Source organism: Azospirillum soli (assembly GCF_017876165.1).
GTDB lineage: Bacteria > Pseudomonadota > Alphaproteobacteria > Azospirillales > Azospirillaceae > Azospirillum > Azospirillum soli.
The window spans coordinates 569,729-585,982 of sequence record NZ_JAGINQ010000001.1 but is presented as its reverse complement, the minus strand read 5'-3'; the positions used below and the strand labels follow the sequence as shown (position 1 = coordinate 585,982).

Annotated in this window: 12 protein-coding genes; 6 read left to right on the top strand and 6 right to left on the bottom strand. The window is 68.2% G+C overall.

Going from position 1 to position 16,254, the window contains the following annotated elements; genetic code table 11:
- Positions 1–8: 8 nt before the first annotated feature.
- The gene (locus tag J2852_RS02780) at positions 9–1,121 is read left to right on the top strand and encodes a saccharopine dehydrogenase family protein (RefSeq protein ID WP_209870533.1); all 1,113 of its coding nucleotides are present in this window, start codon (positions 9–11) and stop codon (positions 1,119–1,121) included.
- A 106-nt stretch (positions 1,122–1,227) separates the two neighbouring features.
- Here J2852_RS02780 and J2852_RS02775 read toward each other — a convergent pair whose 3' ends face one another.
- The 6 genes from J2852_RS02775 to J2852_RS02750 form a co-directional block, all read right to left on the bottom strand.
- Positions 1,228–1,935: a DUF2270 domain-containing protein gene (locus J2852_RS02775; protein ID WP_209870531.1), complete on the bottom strand. Its 708-nt coding sequence runs from the start codon at positions 1,933–1,935 to the stop codon at positions 1,228–1,230.
- 70 nt (positions 1,936–2,005) lie between these two features.
- Positions 2,006–2,680 (bottom strand): LutC/YkgG family protein, encoded by a 675-nt coding sequence (locus J2852_RS02770; RefSeq protein WP_209870529.1) that lies wholly within the window; start codon positions 2,678–2,680, stop codon positions 2,006–2,008.
- Positions 2,673–4,097: a LutB/LldF family L-lactate oxidation iron-sulfur protein gene (locus tag J2852_RS02765; RefSeq protein WP_209870526.1), complete on the bottom strand. Its 1,425-nt coding sequence runs from the start codon at positions 4,095–4,097 to the stop codon at positions 2,673–2,675. The genes J2852_RS02770 and J2852_RS02765 overlap by 8 nt, the downstream gene beginning before the upstream one ends.
- Complete coding sequence (locus J2852_RS02760) at positions 4,090–4,851, bottom strand: (Fe-S)-binding protein (RefSeq protein ID WP_209870523.1); 762 nt, start codon at positions 4,849–4,851, stop codon at positions 4,090–4,092. Before J2852_RS02760 ends, J2852_RS02765 begins: the two co-directional genes overlap by 8 nt.
- A 22-nt stretch (positions 4,852–4,873) precedes the next feature.
- Positions 4,874–7,747, bottom strand: a complete 2,874-nt coding sequence (locus tag J2852_RS02755; RefSeq protein ID WP_209870520.1) for an FAD-binding and (Fe-S)-binding domain-containing protein — start codon at positions 7,745–7,747, stop codon at positions 4,874–4,876.
- A 109-nt stretch (positions 7,748–7,856) separates the two neighbouring features.
- The gene (locus tag J2852_RS02750) at positions 7,857–9,530 is read right to left on the bottom strand and encodes an L-lactate permease (protein ID WP_209870517.1); all 1,674 of its coding nucleotides are present in this window, start codon (positions 9,528–9,530) and stop codon (positions 7,857–7,859) included.
- Positions 9,531–9,889: 359 nt separating this feature from the next.
- Between J2852_RS02750 and J2852_RS02745 the strand changes: the two genes are divergently transcribed.
- From J2852_RS02745 to J2852_RS02725, 5 genes are all read left to right on the top strand, one after another.
- Entirely contained in the window at positions 9,890–10,660 is a 771-nt protein-coding gene (locus J2852_RS02745) for an FCD domain-containing protein (RefSeq protein WP_209870515.1), read from the top strand.
- 105 nt (positions 10,661–10,765) lie between these two features.
- On the top strand, positions 10,766–12,697 hold the full coding sequence (locus J2852_RS02740) for a sensor histidine kinase (protein WP_209870512.1): 1,932 nt from the start codon (positions 10,766–10,768) through the stop codon (positions 12,695–12,697).
- Between the two features lie 79 nt (positions 12,698–12,776).
- A complete protein-coding gene (locus tag J2852_RS02735) occupies positions 12,777–13,175 on the top strand; it encodes a GIY-YIG nuclease family protein (RefSeq protein WP_343206668.1) in 399 nt (132 codons plus the stop codon).
- Positions 13,176–13,765: 590 nt separating this feature from the next.
- Positions 13,766–15,151: an MBOAT family O-acyltransferase gene (locus J2852_RS02730; RefSeq protein ID WP_209870507.1), complete on the top strand. Its 1,386-nt coding sequence runs from the start codon at positions 13,766–13,768 to the stop codon at positions 15,149–15,151.
- 10 nt (positions 15,152–15,161) lie between these two features.
- Positions 15,162–16,238: a hypothetical protein gene (locus J2852_RS02725; protein ID WP_209870504.1), complete on the top strand. Its 1,077-nt coding sequence runs from the start codon at positions 15,162–15,164 to the stop codon at positions 16,236–16,238.
- Positions 16,239–16,254 lie beyond the last annotated feature (16 nt).

The following is a 16,254-nucleotide window of genomic DNA, read 5'->3' as shown; positions in this document are numbered from 1 at the left end:
AACGGGACATGCGCGACATCCTCCTGCTGGGCGGCGGCAAGATCGGCGAGACGATCTGCGATCTTCTGAAGGGCACGGGCGACTATCGGGTGACCGTGGCCGACCGGTCGGCGGAGGCTCTGGACTGGCTGCCCGACCATCCGCGGGTGGCCACGCGCGTGCTGGACGCCGCCGACCCGGCGGCGCTGGCCGAGGCCATGCAGGGCAAGTTCGCGGTGATGAGCGCGCTGCCCTTCCACCTGACGGTGGGCGTGGCCGAGGCGGCGCGGGCCAGCGGCACCCATTACCTCGACCTGACGGAGGACGTCGCCAGCACCCGCCGCGTGAAGGAACTGGCCGACGGCGCGCCGTGCGCCTTCGTCCCGCAATGCGGTCTGGCGCCGGGCTTCATCTCCATCGTCGCCTACGACGTGGCGTCCCGCTTCGATTCCCTGGACACCGTGCGCATGCGCGTCGGCGCCCTGCCCAAATACCCGTCCAACGCCCTGAACTACAACCTGACCTGGAGCACCGAGGGCGTCATCAACGAGTATCTGGAGCCCTGCGAGGCCATCGTCGAAGGCCGCCTCGTCTCCGTTCCGCCGCTGGAGGAGCGGGAGGAATTCTCCCTCGACGGCGTCCTGTACGAGGCGTTCAACACCTCCGGCGGGCTCGGCACGCTGTGCGAGACGCTGGCCGGCAAGGTGCGGACGCTGAACTACCGCTCCGTCCGCTATCCGGGGCACCGCGATATCATGAAGGCGCTGCTGCACGACCTGCGGCTCGGCAGCCGGCGCGAGCTTCTGAAAGACATCCTCGAACACTCGCTGCCCGCCACCATGCAGGACGTGGTGTTGATCTTCGTGACCGTCACGGGCATGAAGCGCGGCCGGCTGTTGCAGGAGACCTACGCGAACAAGATCTACGGCCGCGAGACCGGCGGGAAGCACTACAGCGCCATCCAGATCACCACGGCCTCGGGCATCTGCGCCGTGCTGGACCTTTTGTCCGAAGGGCGCTTGCCGCAGCAGGGCTTCGTCCGCCAGGAGGACGTGCCGTTCAACGACTTCATCACGAACCGCTTCGGCCGCAACTACGCGGGCGAGGACTTCGCGCCGCAGACCATCAGCCGCGCGGCGTAAGAGCCATTGTCCCCTCCCTAACCCTCCCCCGCCTTTGGCGGTGGAGGGGGCCGTTCTCCCTCTCCCGCGCAGTGGGGGAGGGTCGGGGAGGGGGCAACCGCAAACCTCACCGCCCCCGCGCCAAATCCAACACTTCGTCCGTCGCGGGCAGCGGCGGTCGCTCGCGATCCGCACCCCGCCGGCTCCGGTAGGTCCGGAACGCGACGGTCATCCACGTTGCGTGAAAGACCAGCCCGCACAGCAGCACGATCTGCCCCGGCACCGGCCCGATGGTCGCCCGCGCGAAGAACTCGTCCAGCGAGGTCAGGGGCACGGGGTGGATCATCAGCTTTCCAAGATAGGCCACCACCTGGATCATGAAGATCCAGCCGTAGTTCCGCCGCAGCCGTCGCCCGGCCGCCTCCGTGAAGGTGATGTGCAGATGTGGCGAGCGATAGTCCTGGTACAGGATCTCGTTCCACCCGCTGTCGATCCGGGCACCCTGACCACGCAGCATCGGGCCGAAGAAATACAGCTCCAGCACATGGGCGCGGATGCGCCAGAAGTCGAAGAAGCGGTAGCGCCGCGCCTCGATGTAGAGGAACACGGCGACCAGCAATCCCACCAAGACCAGCGGTAAGGGCGAGGCCGTGTCGCTGCTGAAGGTCAGCGACAGCGCGATTCCCGTGGTAACTACCGCCCAGTTGGTGGTGGCGTCCAGCCGCGTCCGCCAGACGGTGCTGCGGTAAATCTCCGCGCGGTAGAGATGCGACAGGGCCGTGATCTCGGCCGAGCTGAACTGCTGTTTCGGTGCTTTGAGGGCGCTGTCGTCCATCGCCGCTTCCTCCCCCGGCATTGTTTTACGGATAAACACGCGAGGGGGAGGAGTCGGGCGCTTGTTCGGCCTACTTAATGATGACCACCACCAGCCGCTTCGGGCCGTGGACGCCGTAGGCCAGCGTCTGCTCGATGTCGGCGGTCTTGGACGGGCCGGAGATCAGCAGGGCGTTGGTCGGCATACCCGCAGCCCAGCCCTTCTCGGTCATCACCTGCCAGAGGGTGTCGTGCAGCTGGTCGGCGCGCAGCAGTGCCAAGTGCATGTGCGGCACCAGCGACAGAAGGCGCGGCTCCTCGGCGGTCGGCCACAGCACGAGACTGCCGGTCTCCGCGATAGCGCCGAGCGTCGAGGTGATGCCGGCGTCGATGCCGTCGAACAGACGCTCCTTGAAGGTCTCGACCTCCCCGTCGTATGGCACCAGTTCCGGCTGGTTGGCCGTCCAGCCCTTGGCGAGCGCCGCCCCGTCCGGCGTCGCCGGGGCGAACAGCAGGGTGCGGGCACCTTCACGAGCCAGGAAGTCCTGCACGACGGCGGGCCAGTCCTGCTCAGTCGCCTCGATGAACTCGGTGTGGACCGCTTCCATCAGGCGCTTGATGCGCTCCAGCCGTTCGGCCGGATCCCAGCGCTTCTCGCGCAGGACGGTGAAGTCAGAGGCGACCGGCGGCACGGGATGGGCGTCGCGGCTGGCCCGCAGCTTGGACAGGATGGTGTTGCGGGCCCCGGAATTTTGCGGCTCAGACATCGGGAATCCCCTTCTCGCGGGCCAGATCGTGCAGGGTGCGGGCGGCGAAGCGCGGCTTGCTGCGGACGTTCGTCCATTCCTTCAGCAGTGGCAGGCTGCTCGGGGCGGCGTTGCCCAGCTTCGCCAGCAGCGCCGTCGCGAAGCGGTAGGCGGTGGGGGAGGCGTAGGTCGTGGACCAGCCCTTCCACACCATTGCCTCCGCCTTGCTGCCCCTAGCCCCGGCGTCCTTCACGGCGTTGCCGGGGTGGACGGCCTCCGCGCGCAGGCGGCCCATGATCTCCACGATGGGGATCTTGACCGGGCAGATCTCGACGCAGGCGTTGCACATGGTGCAGGCGTGCGGCATCTCGCCCCGTTTGGCGAGGCCCTCCATCTGCGGCACCAGGATCTTGCCGATGGGGCCGGGGTAGGGCGCCTCGTAGGCGTGGCCGCCGACCTTGGTGTAGACCGGGCAGTGGTTCATGCAGGCGCCACAGCGGATGCAGCGTAGCGTGTCGCGCAGCTCCGCGTCGGCGTAGACGTTGGACCGGCCGTTGTCGAGGATCACCAGATGGATCTCGCGCGGGCCGTCCTTCTCGCCGGGCTTGCGGGGCGAGGTGATCATGTTGACGTAGGTCGTGATCGGCTGGCCGGTCGCCGAGCGGGGGAGCAGGCTGATGATCGGCGGCACGTCCTCCAGCTTCTCGACTACCTTCTCCAGCCCCATCACCGCGATGTGGACCGGGGGCACGGTGGTGCACATGCGCCCGTTGCCCTCGTTCTCGATCAGGCAGAGCGTGCCGGTTTGCGCCACCGCCGCGTTGACGCCGGACATGCCGACGTCGGCCGTCGCGAACTTCCGGCGCAGGACGCGGCGGGCGAGGTCGGTCAGCTGCGCCACGTCCTCGGTGTACTCGGCCTCTTTGATCTTCTGCTTGAAGAGGTGGGCGATCTGCTTCGTGTTCATGTGGATCGCCGGCATGATGATGTGCGAGGGCATCGCCTCATCAAGCTGGACAATGTATTCGCCGAGGTCGCTTTCCAGGCTCTCGATGCCGTGCTGTTCGAGGAAGGCGTTGAGGTGCATCTCCTCCGTCACCATCGACTTGCCCTTGACCACCAGCTTCGCGTTCACGCGCTGCATGATGGACAGGACGATGGCGTTGGCCTCGTCGGTGGTGGAGGCCCAGTGAACCTGAATGCCGTTCTTGGTGCAGTTGGCCTCAAGCTGTTCCAGCAGCTCCGGCAGCTTGGACAACGCCCGCATGCGCACCGACGCGGCCAGCGTCCGCACGCCGTTCCATTCGGCGGTATCGGCGAACTGGACGGCGCGCTTGGACATCAGCCCGTCCATGGCGCGGCGGAAGTTGGCGCGCAGCTGCGGGTCCTTCAGCGCGGCGCTGGAGGCCTTGGCGAAGTTGACCGAGGATTCAACCATTGGTCCGCTCCTTCAGGAACTGGGCGATGTGCACGCCGCGCACCGGCTTCTGTCCGGCGTCAAGGGCGCCGTTGATGTTCATCAGGCAGCCGCAGTCGCCGGACACCACGGACTTGGCCCCGGTGCCCTCGATGTCCGCGACCTTGTCGCCGACCATGGCGGCGGAGATTTCCGGGTGCCGGACCGCGAAGGTGCCGCCGAAGCCGCAGCATTCCTTCTCCCGCTGCAACTCCACCAGCTCCACGTTGGCGAGCTGGCGGAGCAGGGCCTTGGGCTCGTCAACCACGCCCATCTCGCGCTGCGCGTGGCAGGAGGCGTGCCATGTGATGCGTACGGGCTCGCCCTGGTCCTCGAACGTGACGTTCAGGACGTGGACGAGGAACTGGGTCAGCTCCCACACGCGGGCCGCGACCTGCCGGGCGCGGGCCTCGTCCGGCTCGCCCTTGAACAGGTCGGGCCAGTGCTTGTGCATCATGCCGGCGCAGGAGCCCGACGGCACGACGATGGGCCAGTCACCGGGGAAGAAGTCCAGCTGCGCGCGAGCCACCTTCAGCGCCTCATCCCGGTAGCCGGAGTTGTAGGCGGGCTGGCCGCAGCAGCTTTGCCCCTGCGGGAAGACGACGCGGATGCCCTGCGCCTTCAGCAGGTCGATGCCGGCCATGCCGGCCTCCGGGTAGAACAGGTCCACCAGACAGGTGCCGAAGTAATAGACGCTTTCCGGCCGGGGCGGGATCGCGCGGGTGCTTTGTTCCATCTTGTGTTCCCTCCCGGCCCGATCAGAAGGCGGGTTCTTGTGCGTGCGCGTCGGTCCGTGCGGGCGTCTTGGGACGCGAGCAGGCATCGACGAGATAGACGATCGAACGGTACGGCATCCCGCTGTGGTGCGACAGGCCGATCTCGCAGGTCCGGCTGCTCGAATAGCCGGCGGAGCATCCCTGCGGAATGTCCTTGGTGAGATGGCGCAGCGCGTGGGCGTTCAGCTCCGGCTGGGTGAAGCCTTTGTCGCCGGCGAAGCCGCAGCAGCCCACGTCCTCCGGCACCACGATCTTGCTGGAACAGGCCGAGGCGACGGTCTTCAGTTTGGCGTCCAGGCCCATGCGCCGGGTGCTGCAGGTGGTGTGCAGGACCACCGGCTCGGCCATCTTCTCGAACTCCAGCCGGTCGAGCAGGCGGTCGTGGATGAACTCCACCAAATCCAGGACCTCAAGCCCGTCGTCTGCCAGCCGCTTCTTGAGGCGGAAGGCGCAGGGGCTGGTGTCGATGACTACCGGCAGCCGGCCGCCGCAGCTGGCGGCACGGACCGCCGCGATCATCTCGTCGGCCTTGGCGTCGGCTTGGGCGAGGAGGCCCTTGCTCTCCAGCGCCATGCCGCAGCAGAGCGAGGACAGGCTGTCGGGATAGATGACCCGGAAGCCGGCCTTGCGGAGCAGCCCTTCCACCTTCACCGGCAGCGGGGTGCTTTCCGGATCGTCGGCGGCCGGTCCCATGGTGCGGCTGGTGCAACTCGGCACATAGACCACGGCGGGGGCCTCGGCCGGGCCGACGATGGGGGCGTCGGGGACGAAGTTGGTGGCGGTCGGCAGCGCGCGCGGCAGGTGCGGCAGCCGGTCGCCGGACAGGGCGCGCAGCCCCTTGGCCGTTGCCTCCACCGTCCCGGCCCCGAGCGTGCGCTTCGCCAGATCGGTGATCCTCAGCCCGAAGCGGGCGGCACCCAGGACGGCCGAGGTGTGGTCGGCGACGAAGTTGCCCACCGCCTGCGCCACGGCGCCGCGCCGCTCGCCCCGGATGGCCTTGACCAGCAGCCCCGTCTCGATCCCCACCGGGCAGGCGGTGGAGCACAAGCCGCAGGCAGCGCAGGTGTCGATGCCCTGGTGATCGTAGGCGGCGTGCAGCGCGCCCAGCCGCGCGGCGTCGCCACCATCCGCCTCCAGCCGGGCGATCTCGCGCCAGCCGACGATGCGCTGGCGGGGGGAGAGGGTCAGTGTGTGCGACGGGCAGGTCGGCTCGCAGAAGCCGCACTCGATGCACTTGTCGACCAGCGCGTGGGCGGCGGGCAGATCCTTCAGGTTCTTGAGGTGCGCCTCCGGATCGTCGTTCAGGATGACGCCGGGGTTCAGGAGGTTTTCCGGATCGAAGAGGGCCTTGATCTCCTTCATCAGGCCATAGGCCTGGGTGCCCCATTCCATCTCCACGAAGGGGGCCATGTTGCGGCCCGTGCCGTGTTCGGCCTTCAGAGAGCCGTCGTACTTGCGCACGACCATCTCGCACACCGCGTCCATGAAGCGGCTATAGCGCAGAACCTTGGCGTCGGTGCCGAAGTCCTGCGTGAAGACGAAGTGCAGGTTTCCTTCCAGCGCGTGGCCGAAGATGATCGCCTCGTGATAGCCATGCTCGACGCACAGGGCTTGCAGCTCCACGGTCGCCTCGGCCAGCCGGTCGAGCGGGAAGGCCACGTCCTCGATGATGACCGTGGTCCCCGTGGCGCGCATGGCGCCGACCGCCGGGAACAGCCCCTTGCGGATCTTCCAGAAGCCCTCGCAGGCCTTGGCGTCGGTGGTGAAAGCCACGTCGAACAGGGTGCGGGTGCCGGCGAGCACGCCGGTGATGATCCCGAGGTTGCGGTCGAGCGCCGCCGCGTCCTCGCCGCGCGTCTCGACCAGCAGGGCGGCGGCGTTGCCGTCCAGCCCCGCGATAAAGTCCGGCATGCCCGGCTTGCCCTCGACCGAGCGGAGCGCCGGGCGGTCCATCAGCTCAACCGCCGACACCGGCGTCGGCTTCAGCAGGGCGACGGCGCGGCAAGCCTCGGCGATGTCCGGGAAAATCAGCAGGGCGCTGGCCTTGTCGGCGTGCTCCGGCACCGTGCGGAAGGTGATCTCGGAGATGAAGCCCAGCGTGCCTTCCGACCCGATCAGCAGGTGCTGGAGGATGTCGATGGGATCCTTGTGGTCGACCAGCGCGTTCAGGCTGTAGCCGGTGGTGTTCTTGATGCGGAACTTGGCGCGGATGCGCTCGGCCAGGGCCTCGTCGGCGCGCGTGCGCGCGGCCAGATTGGCGAGGCCGGCGAGCAGGGCGCCGTGGCTCCTGGCGAAGGCGTCGCGGCTGTGCGCGTCGGCGGTGTCCAGCAGCGTGCCGTCGGCCAGGACAAGGCGCATGGAGGACAGCGTGCGGTAGCTGTTCTGCGCCGTGCCGCAGCACATGCCGCTGGCGTTGTTGGCGGCGATGCCGCCGATCTTCGCGGTGTTGATGGAGGCCGGGTCCGGCCCGATCTTGCGCCCGAAGGGGGCGAGCTTGCGGTTGGCCTCGGCGCCGATGACGCCGGGCTGAAGGGTCACGGTCTCCGCCCCCGGCGGGATGGTGCAGCCGCGCCAGCCGTCGCCCAGCAGGACCAGGACGGAATCGGTGACCGCCTGCCCCGACAGGCTGGTGCCGGCGGCGCGGAAGGTGACCGGGGCCTGGGCGGCGCGGCAGGCGTGCAGCAGGCGGACCACCTCGCCCTCGTTCTCGGCGACGGCGACGATCTTGGGGATCAGGCGGTAGAAGCTGGCGTCGGTGCCGTAGGCCAGCGTGCGCAACGGGTCGGTGATCAGGCGGTCGGCCGGGATGAATTCCCGCAGCGCGGAGAGAAGGCGCTCGTAGGCAGGGGTCAGCATCGGCCGGGGGCTCCTGATCGAAAGGGATTGGGAAAGAAAAGAGGGGCCGGCCGGATCGACCGGCCCCAGGCAGAGGCGCACGTTTGTCAACGGTGCAGCCAGGAGCCCTCTATCGGCCGATCACCATCTGGGTGAAGGGCCACAGGTAGGCCTGCGCCATGATCAGCAGGCCGATGAGGCTTGCCAGCGCGATGGAGTGCCAGAAGACGTAGCGCAGGATCGTGCCCTCGTGCCCATGCCACTTGGTGGCGACGGCGGCGACCACGATGGACTGCGCGTCGATCATCTTGCCCATGACGCCGCCGGAGCTGTTGGCGGCGGCCATCAGCGTGGGCGGCAGGCCCAGCTGTTCGGACGAGACGCGCTGCAGGCTGCCGAACAGGACGTTCGAGGCGGTGTCCGAACCGGTCAGCGCCACGCCCAGCCAGCCGAGCAGGGTGCCGAAGAACGGATACAGGAAGCCCGTGTTGGCGAAGGCCAGACCCAGCGTGGTGTCCAGGCCCGAGAAGCGGGTAGTGTAGCCCAGCGCCAGCATGGCGGCGATGGTCAGCAGCGAGTAGCGGATGGCCACCAGCGTGCGCCAGTAGGTCTTCGCCATCTCCTTGGGCGAGTAGCCCATGACGAAGCCGGAGATGATCGCCGCGACGAAGATGCCCGAGCCCGTGGCCGACAGCCAGTTCAGGGTGTAGACGGCGGCTTCCGGGTGCGGCTTCGGCACGACCGGCGGCACGCGCATGATCTGGTTGTGCAGCCCCTCGATCGGGAACTTGAAGACCGACAGGCCGTCCAGGAAGGCCTTCACCTCCGGGACGCCCCAGATGAAGACCACCACCGACAGGATCGCCCAGGGCGTCCAGGCGCGGCGCACCTCGGCGGCGGTGTAGCCGTGGGACTTGCGGGCTTCGCCCTCGACGACGGCGGCACCGACGCTGTTCGTCATGGCGGCCGCACCACCGGCGGTGTGCCAGATGGTCTTCGGATGCCAGACCTTCAGGAACAGGCTCACCGCGACCAGCGACACGATGGCGGCGACCACGTCCACCAGCCAGGGGCCGTGGAAGTTGGAGACCAGGAACTGCGGCACCGCGAAGGTGACGCCGGCGACCAGGATGGCTGGCCAGATCTGGAGCATGCCGCGCCAGCCGGCGAAGGCCACGATCAGCCAGAAGGGAACGATGACCGAGAAGAACGGCAGCTGACGGCCGATCATCGCCGACAGGTCCAGCAGCGGCAGCCCCGTCACCGCGGCCAGCGCGATGACCGGCGTGCCGAGCGCGCCGTAGGCCACCGGGGCGGTGTTGGCGATCAGCGACAGGCCCGAGGCGGCGAGCGGCGTGAAGCCGAGGCCGATCAGCATGGCGCCGGTCACCGCCACCGGCGTGCCGAAGCCGGCCGCGCCCTCGAAGAAGGCGCCGAAGCAGAAGGCGATCAGCAGGAGCTGGAGGCGCCGGTCGTTGGTGATGCCGGTGATGCTCTCCTGCAGGATCTTGAACTGCCCGCGCTGTTCGGTCAGGTGGTAGAGGAAGATGATGTTGAGGACGATCCAGCCGATGGGCAGGAGCCCGTAGGCGGCGCCGAACACGGCGGTCTTGCCGGCCATGGCGACCGGCATGCCGAACGCCGCGATGGCAACAGCCAGCGCCACGGCTAGGCCCAGCAGGGCGGCCAGATGCGCCTTCATGTGAAAGATGCCGAGCCCGCCCAGCATGACCAAAACCGGCAGCGACGCGAGCAGCGTCGACAGCCACATGCTGTTCATTGGGTCATAGACTTGTGACCACATTCCCGAGGTCTCCTACGCCAGGACGTTTGCCGATGGTCGGGGCGTGGAGGGGGCGTCATGCCCGGCCGGGTTCTTCGACCGCGCGCGTTCGCGCAACCGCCCGCCGGCGGTGCCGCGGAAGCCACCAGGGCATTTCCGTCCGTCCCCACAACCATGGGCACCTTTGTCGCCCTGAACGTTGGGTTCCCCCACAGTCCGGGTGGTGCCTCTTTTTCCAACTCTGATCGTTGGATAAAAGATTTGACCAAGGCGCGCAACGGTAAAATTATATGCGTGCTTCTGGGGCGGTGGACGCACTGAAATTGCGGCGTTATTCAGAAACCCGGAATATCGGGTGGGGGGCAGGGGGTACGTTGTCGATGCCTGGGACGATCAAGCCGGCGAAGCTCGCCGACGCCATTGCCGATCACCTGGAGAAGCTGATTCTGGAAGGCGTTCTGCGGCCGGGGGAAAAGCTGCTGCCGGAACGGGAGCTGGCCTTGAAGCTCGACGTGTCGCGGCCCTCGCTGCGCGACGCCATCGCCAAGCTGGAGGAGCGCGGGCTTCTGGTGACCGGCCGCACGGGCAGCTACGTCGCGCAGTTCCTGGCCCCCATCGCCGTGCCGCTCGCCTCCCTGCTGCAGGCCAACCCCGAGACCACCTTCGACTATCTGGAGTTCCGCTGCTCCATCGAGGCGGAGGCGGCGGCCCTGGCGGCGCAGCGGGCGACCGACGTGGACCGCGACACCATCCGGCGCACCATCGAGCGGATGAAGGCGGCGCACGGCCAGGACGACGCGACGGAGGAGGCGGACGCCGACGCGCAGATGCACCTCGCCGTCTACGAGGCCGCGCACAACGTGGTGATGCTGCACATCATGCGGACGCTGTCCGACATGCTGCGCAACGACGTGTTCTACAACCGCGCCCGGCTCTACGCGCGGCCGGGGGTGCGCGACATCCTGCTGGGGCAGCACCTCGCCATCGCCGAGGCCGTCGTGGACGGCGACGCCACGCGGGCGAAGGCGGCGGCGGCGGCGCACGTCAACTACACCTTCCAGACGCTGCGCGAGATCCGCGACGACGACGCGCGGTTGCAGGTGTCGCTGCGGCGCATCGGGCGGTCCGACCTCGTCGATCTGGAGGGCTGAGCGTCGCGGCGGTGACATCGGTTCCTCCCTTAACACAAGTTTCATAGGGCAGCCTCAGACTAAGGTTCCGTTGCGCCCGAGACCTTGGACTGAGCCGCCGGAATCATGCCGGGACTGCCCACCGACGCCGCCTTCTTCGAACGCCTCGTCTCTATGACGCCGGCCATCCTGTTCGCGGCGGATGCCGCCGGGACCTGGACCTTCCTCAGCCCCGCTTGGACGACGGTGACCGGCTTCGCGGTCGAGGAAAGCCTCGGCCGGCCGTGCCTGGAGGTCATCGATCCGGCCGACCATGAGCGCTGGCCGTCGCTGACCGCCAAAGGGGCCGGACGGGCGGCGGTGCCGCACGGCACGCCTTGCCGGCGGGAGCTGCGCATCCGCACCCGGGACGGCGGGCTGCGCTGGGTCGAACTGCACGCCGTGGCCAATTACGGATCCTCCGGCCGGCTGGAACATCTGCACGGCACCATGATCGACGTGACCGAGCGCAAGCGGTCGGAAGAGGCGCTGCGCTGGAGCGAGCGCCGCGTCCATGACTTCGCGTCGGCCGCGTCCGACTGGTTCTGGGAGATGGACGCCGGTCTCCGCTTCACCTACTTCTCCGAGCGGATGGCCGACCTGCTGGGCAGCGACCCGACCGATCTGCTCGGCAAGACCCGGCAGGAGCTGACGTCCGAGACGACCGCCGATCCGAAATGGCAGGCCCATTTCGAGGACTTGGCAGCGCGTCGCCCTTTCCGCGACTTCGAATACCGGCACCGCAACAGCGGCGGAGACATCCGCTACATCCTGACCAGCGCCAAGCCGGTGTTCTCGGCGGACGGCGCCTTTCTCGGCTATCGCGGGGTCGCCGCCGACGTGACCGCGCAACGGCTGGCCGAAGCGGCGCTCCGCGAGACGCAGGCCCGCGCCCGCCGCGCCGAGCAGCTGCTGGCCGAGGCGATCGAAAGCCTGTCGGAAGGCTTCATCCTGCTGGACGCCGAACGGCGCTTCGTCCTGTGCAACCGCCGCTACCGGGAGCTTTACCCGACGCTGGTCGATCATCTGGTGCCGGGCACGCCCTACGCGACGCTGATGCAGCGGTTCTACGAGACGGACACCGACCTGCCGCCCGACCAGTGGAACGCGGTGCTCGCCGCCCGCCTCAACGCCGACGCGGACCAGTATGTCGCCGAGCAGAAGACCCGGTCCGGGCGCTGGACCCGGATCAGCGACTACCGCACCAAGGACGGCGGCATCGTCGGCATCCGCACCGACATCACGCTCGCCAAGCAGCACGAGGAGGCGTTGCGCGCGGCCAAGGACGCGGCGGAGACCGCCAGCCGGTCCAAGTCGGCCTTCCTCGCCTCCATGAGTCACGAACTGCGCACCCCGCTGAACGCCATCATCGGCTTCAGCGACCTGCTGGCCGCCGAGTTCTCGGAGACCGTGGGCGAGCCGGTCTTCACCGAATACATCGATGACATCCGGCGCAGTGGCCGGCACCTGCTGGCCCTCATCAACGACATTCTCGACGTCGCCCGCTTCGAGGCCGGCCGGCTGGACCTGGACGAGGAGCCGCTCGACCTCGGCCGGGTGATCGCCGAATCGGTCCGGCTGACCCAGCATGCCTTCGCTTCCGACAGCCACCGGCTGGACGTGTCGGTGCCGAACCCGGCGCCGGTGCTGGTCGGCGACCGGCGGCGCCTGAAGCAGGTGATGATCAACCTGCTGGGCAACGCCCTGAAGTTCACGCCCGAGGGCGGGCGGGTCGGCGTCGGCGTGGCGGTGGCGAGGGATGCCCTGATCATCACCGTGACCGACACCGGCATCGGCATCCAGACCGACCGTCTGGCCCACGTCGGCCAGCCCTTCATCCAGCTGGACGAGGCGTTGACCCGCCGCTATCCGGGCTCGGGCCTTGGCCTGCACATCTCGCGGGCGCTGGTCGAGCAGCACGGCGGCAGCCTCGCCATCGAGAGCCAGTCGGGCGTCGGCACGACCGTCACCGTCCGTTTGCCCACGTCGAGGCTTCTGGCCGCGGTTCGCAGGGCGTAGTCTGCGGGGCATGCAGCCCTTTCCGGACACCTCTTTCCATCGCGGTCCCGAGCGCCTTCCGGCAGTGCCGGGGGCCTATGTGCTGCTCATCGAACTGGACCGGGCCTTGGCGCTCGCCCTGCCGGGCAAGCCGGCGGCGGTGCTGGCGCCGGGGCGCTATCTCTACTGCGGCAGCGCCCGTGGGGCCGGGGGCCTGCGGGCACGGGTCGGGCGGCACTTCCGCCGGGAAAAGCCGGTGCGCTGGCACATCGACCGGCTGACCGGTGCCGGGCGTCTCGTCGGCGCCTGGATCCTGCCCGATGGCGACGAGTGCGCGGCGGTCGCGGTGCTGGCCGGACTTCCGGTGCCGGTTCCGGGTTTCGGCAGCAGCGATTGCCGGGCTTGCGCCAGTCACCTGCTGGCTTGGCCGGAAGGCGCGGATATTCCGTTCAGGCCGGGCCCGTTCAGGCCGGACGACAGCGATGCCGATCCGGCATGACGTTGTTGTGCGCCGTTGTGCAGTTTGGGCGGACCCGCATATCTGCACAATGGGCAAAAACGGCGATTGCGTGTGTTTCGTCAGTGACTTGCGGCGCATTGTTCGTAGGCGGTCATTGTGCATCGATGCACAACGATGTGCGTACGTCATGATGCGATGCCTGCATGGTGCGGACGCAGGTCGGGCGTTGACGGTGAAAGGGTACGCGGCGTTCCGGGACAAAGCAAGAACTCGGGGTGATTGGGCAATCGCATTACGAAAGAGCCTCCCTTTGTGAAGGAAGATCGTCATTCCCGCGAAATCGGGAATCCAGAAGCGAGCGTCTGCGAGCCTTATGACTCATGTCGCCGCTGACGCGGCTCTCGCTGGATCCCCGCCTGCGCGGGAATGACGTTGAGGGGAGGTGGTTGCCTCCTGGAAATGCCCCGATCTGCTCAAGCCAGCGCCTATGCGCCTTCGCGGGGATGGGGGATAGGGGAGGTGGCTGCCGGCAGGAGGGCCAAGAGACCCCGGTCGGGATTTTTCATCCTGAAAAGGGGGCGTTCCGGTGTATCAAGACGGCCCAGTCCGCACCGGGGTCGCTGCATCGCATGCTGTTCCACTCGCAAGCCTTCCTGCTCGGTTTTCTGCCGGCCGTGCTGATCCTTTTCTACGCCGTGGCGCGGCGGGAGGCGGCGCGCGAGTGGGTGATGGTCATCGCCTCCGTGGTCTTCTACGGCTGGTGGGACGTGCGGTTCGTGCCGCTGCTGCTAGGCCAGACGCTGGCGACCTGGGGGCTGGCGCATGTGTACCGGCGCTGGCCGGTGTCGTGGATCGTGACGGCGGGGGTGGTGGTGAACCTCGCCATCCTCGGCTGGTTCAAATACGCCAACTTCTTCATGGACAGCCTGTCGGCGTTGCTGGGGGCGGACCTGCCGCGCAGCGACGTGCTGCTGCCCATCGGCATCAGCTTCTTCACGTTCGAGCTGATCTCCTATCTGGTCGATCTGCGGCGGGGGAGGGTGCCGACCTATCCGCTGCGCGGTTTCTGCCTGTTTGTCTTCTTCTTTCCGCATCTGGTCGCCGGCCCCATCGTCCGCCACAACGAGCTGATCCCGCAGCTGGCCGACGATCCGCTGCGGTCGGGCTTCGCCGAGCGGTTCGGCAAGGGGCTGGCGCTGTTCATCCTGGGCTTCGCCAAGAAAGTGCTGCTGGCTGATCCGCTGGCGCGCGTCGCCGACCCGATCTTTGCCGGGGCGGGGAGCGGGGTTCTGGGTTTCGGCGAGGCCTGGACGGGGGCGCTGGCCTTCAGCTTTCAGCTGTTCTTCGACTTTTCCGCCTACACGGAAATGGCGCTGGGCATTGCGCTGCTGTTCGGCATCCGGCTGCCCATGAACTTCGACGCGCCGTACAAGGCGCTGTCGGTGCGCGATTTCTGGCGGCGCTGGCACATGACGCTGTCGCGGTATCTGCGCGACTATCTCTACATCCCGCTGGGCGGCAGCAAGGCCGGGTTCGGGCGCTACGTGCTGGCGACGATGGCGACCATGGGGCTGTGCGGGCTGTGGCACGGAGCGGCCTGGACCTTCGTGGCCTGGGGGCTGATCCATGGCGTGGGGCTGATCGTCTGCCATGTGTGGCAGGGCCCACTGAGAAAAATAACCAAGCGGCCCATGCCGGTGCCGGCGGCGTGGCTGCTGACCATGCTGTTCGTGGTGGCGGGCTGGGTGCTGTTCCGCGCGCCGGATTTCACGGTGGCGGGCAACATGCTGGCCGGGATGGTCGGGGCGGGCGGCCTCGGCGGCGGGTTGCAGAAGCCGCTGCTGATGGGCGCCGCCTTCGCCGTGTCGGTGCTGGGGCCGACCAGCCTCGCCTTCGTGGACGAGCTGTTGAAGCCGCGCCGGGCCGTGGCGGCGGCCTTCGCCGTGGTGGCGGTGGTCTGCCTGCTGGAGGTCGGCAAGGGCCAGCCCATCAACTTCATCTATTTCCAGTTCTGAGGGCGGCGCGATGAGGAAACCGCAGGGCTGGGCCGGGTTCGTGAAGACGCTGCTGCTGACCGCCGGGGGGCTGGTCGCGGCGCTGTTCCTGTTCGTGCTGCTGGTCGATCCCTACGACAACGTGCCCTTCTCGCCGCCCATCGAGCGGCCGATGATGGACGACAACCAGCGCTTCCTCTATCCGGGGCTGGTGCGCAGTGGACAGTTCGACAGCGCGGTCTTCGGCACCTCGACCTCGCGGCTGTTGCAGCCGGCGCATTTGAACGGGCAGTTCGGCGGTCGCTTCGCCAACCTCGCCATGAACAGCGCGACGGCGTGGGAGCAGTACCGCATCGCCGACCTGTTCCTGCGCACGGTGCCGGCCCCGCGCACGGTGGTCTTCGGCCTGGACCGCGTGTGGTGCGAGCCGGACGCCGACACCCAGCGCCTGACCTTCCGGCCCTTTCCGCCGTGGATGTACGACGACGACCGCTGGAACGACCTGGCCTATCTGCTGAACGGCAAGACGCTGGAGATCGCCGGACGGCTGGTCGAATACCATCTGGGCCTGCGCCCGCCGCGCCTGGGGCCGGACGGGTACGAGCGCTTTGTGCCGCCGGATTCCGAGTGGGATTGGGGCAAGGTCGAGCCGATGATCTGGGGCGGACCGAAGAAGGCCATCGTGCCGGTCGATCCCCCCTATGTGCCCGGCGAGGCGGAGCGGCAGGGCTGGCGCTATCCCGCGCTGGCTTGGCTGGAGGAGTTGGTCGACCGGCTGCCGGCCGAGACGCAGCCGATCCTGGCCTTCATGCCGGTGCATGTCGCGGCGCTGCCGCAGCCGGGCTCCGTCCTCGCGGCGCGGGAGCAGGAGTGCAAGGACCGCATCGCCCGCATCGGGGCGGCGCACGGGGCGGCCGTGGTGGACTTCCGGTTCGCCTCCCGGATCACCACAGAGGACACCAACTACTGGGACAGCCTGCATTACCGCGTCGGGATCGCCGATTGGATCGAGCAATCGCTCGGCATGGCGATGCGGGAGCGGCGGGACGACCCCGAAGGGGCATGGCGCCTGTTGGTGGCACCGGTTCGGCGCACCCCCCTCTCCTGACGCCTGGTCTCATCGT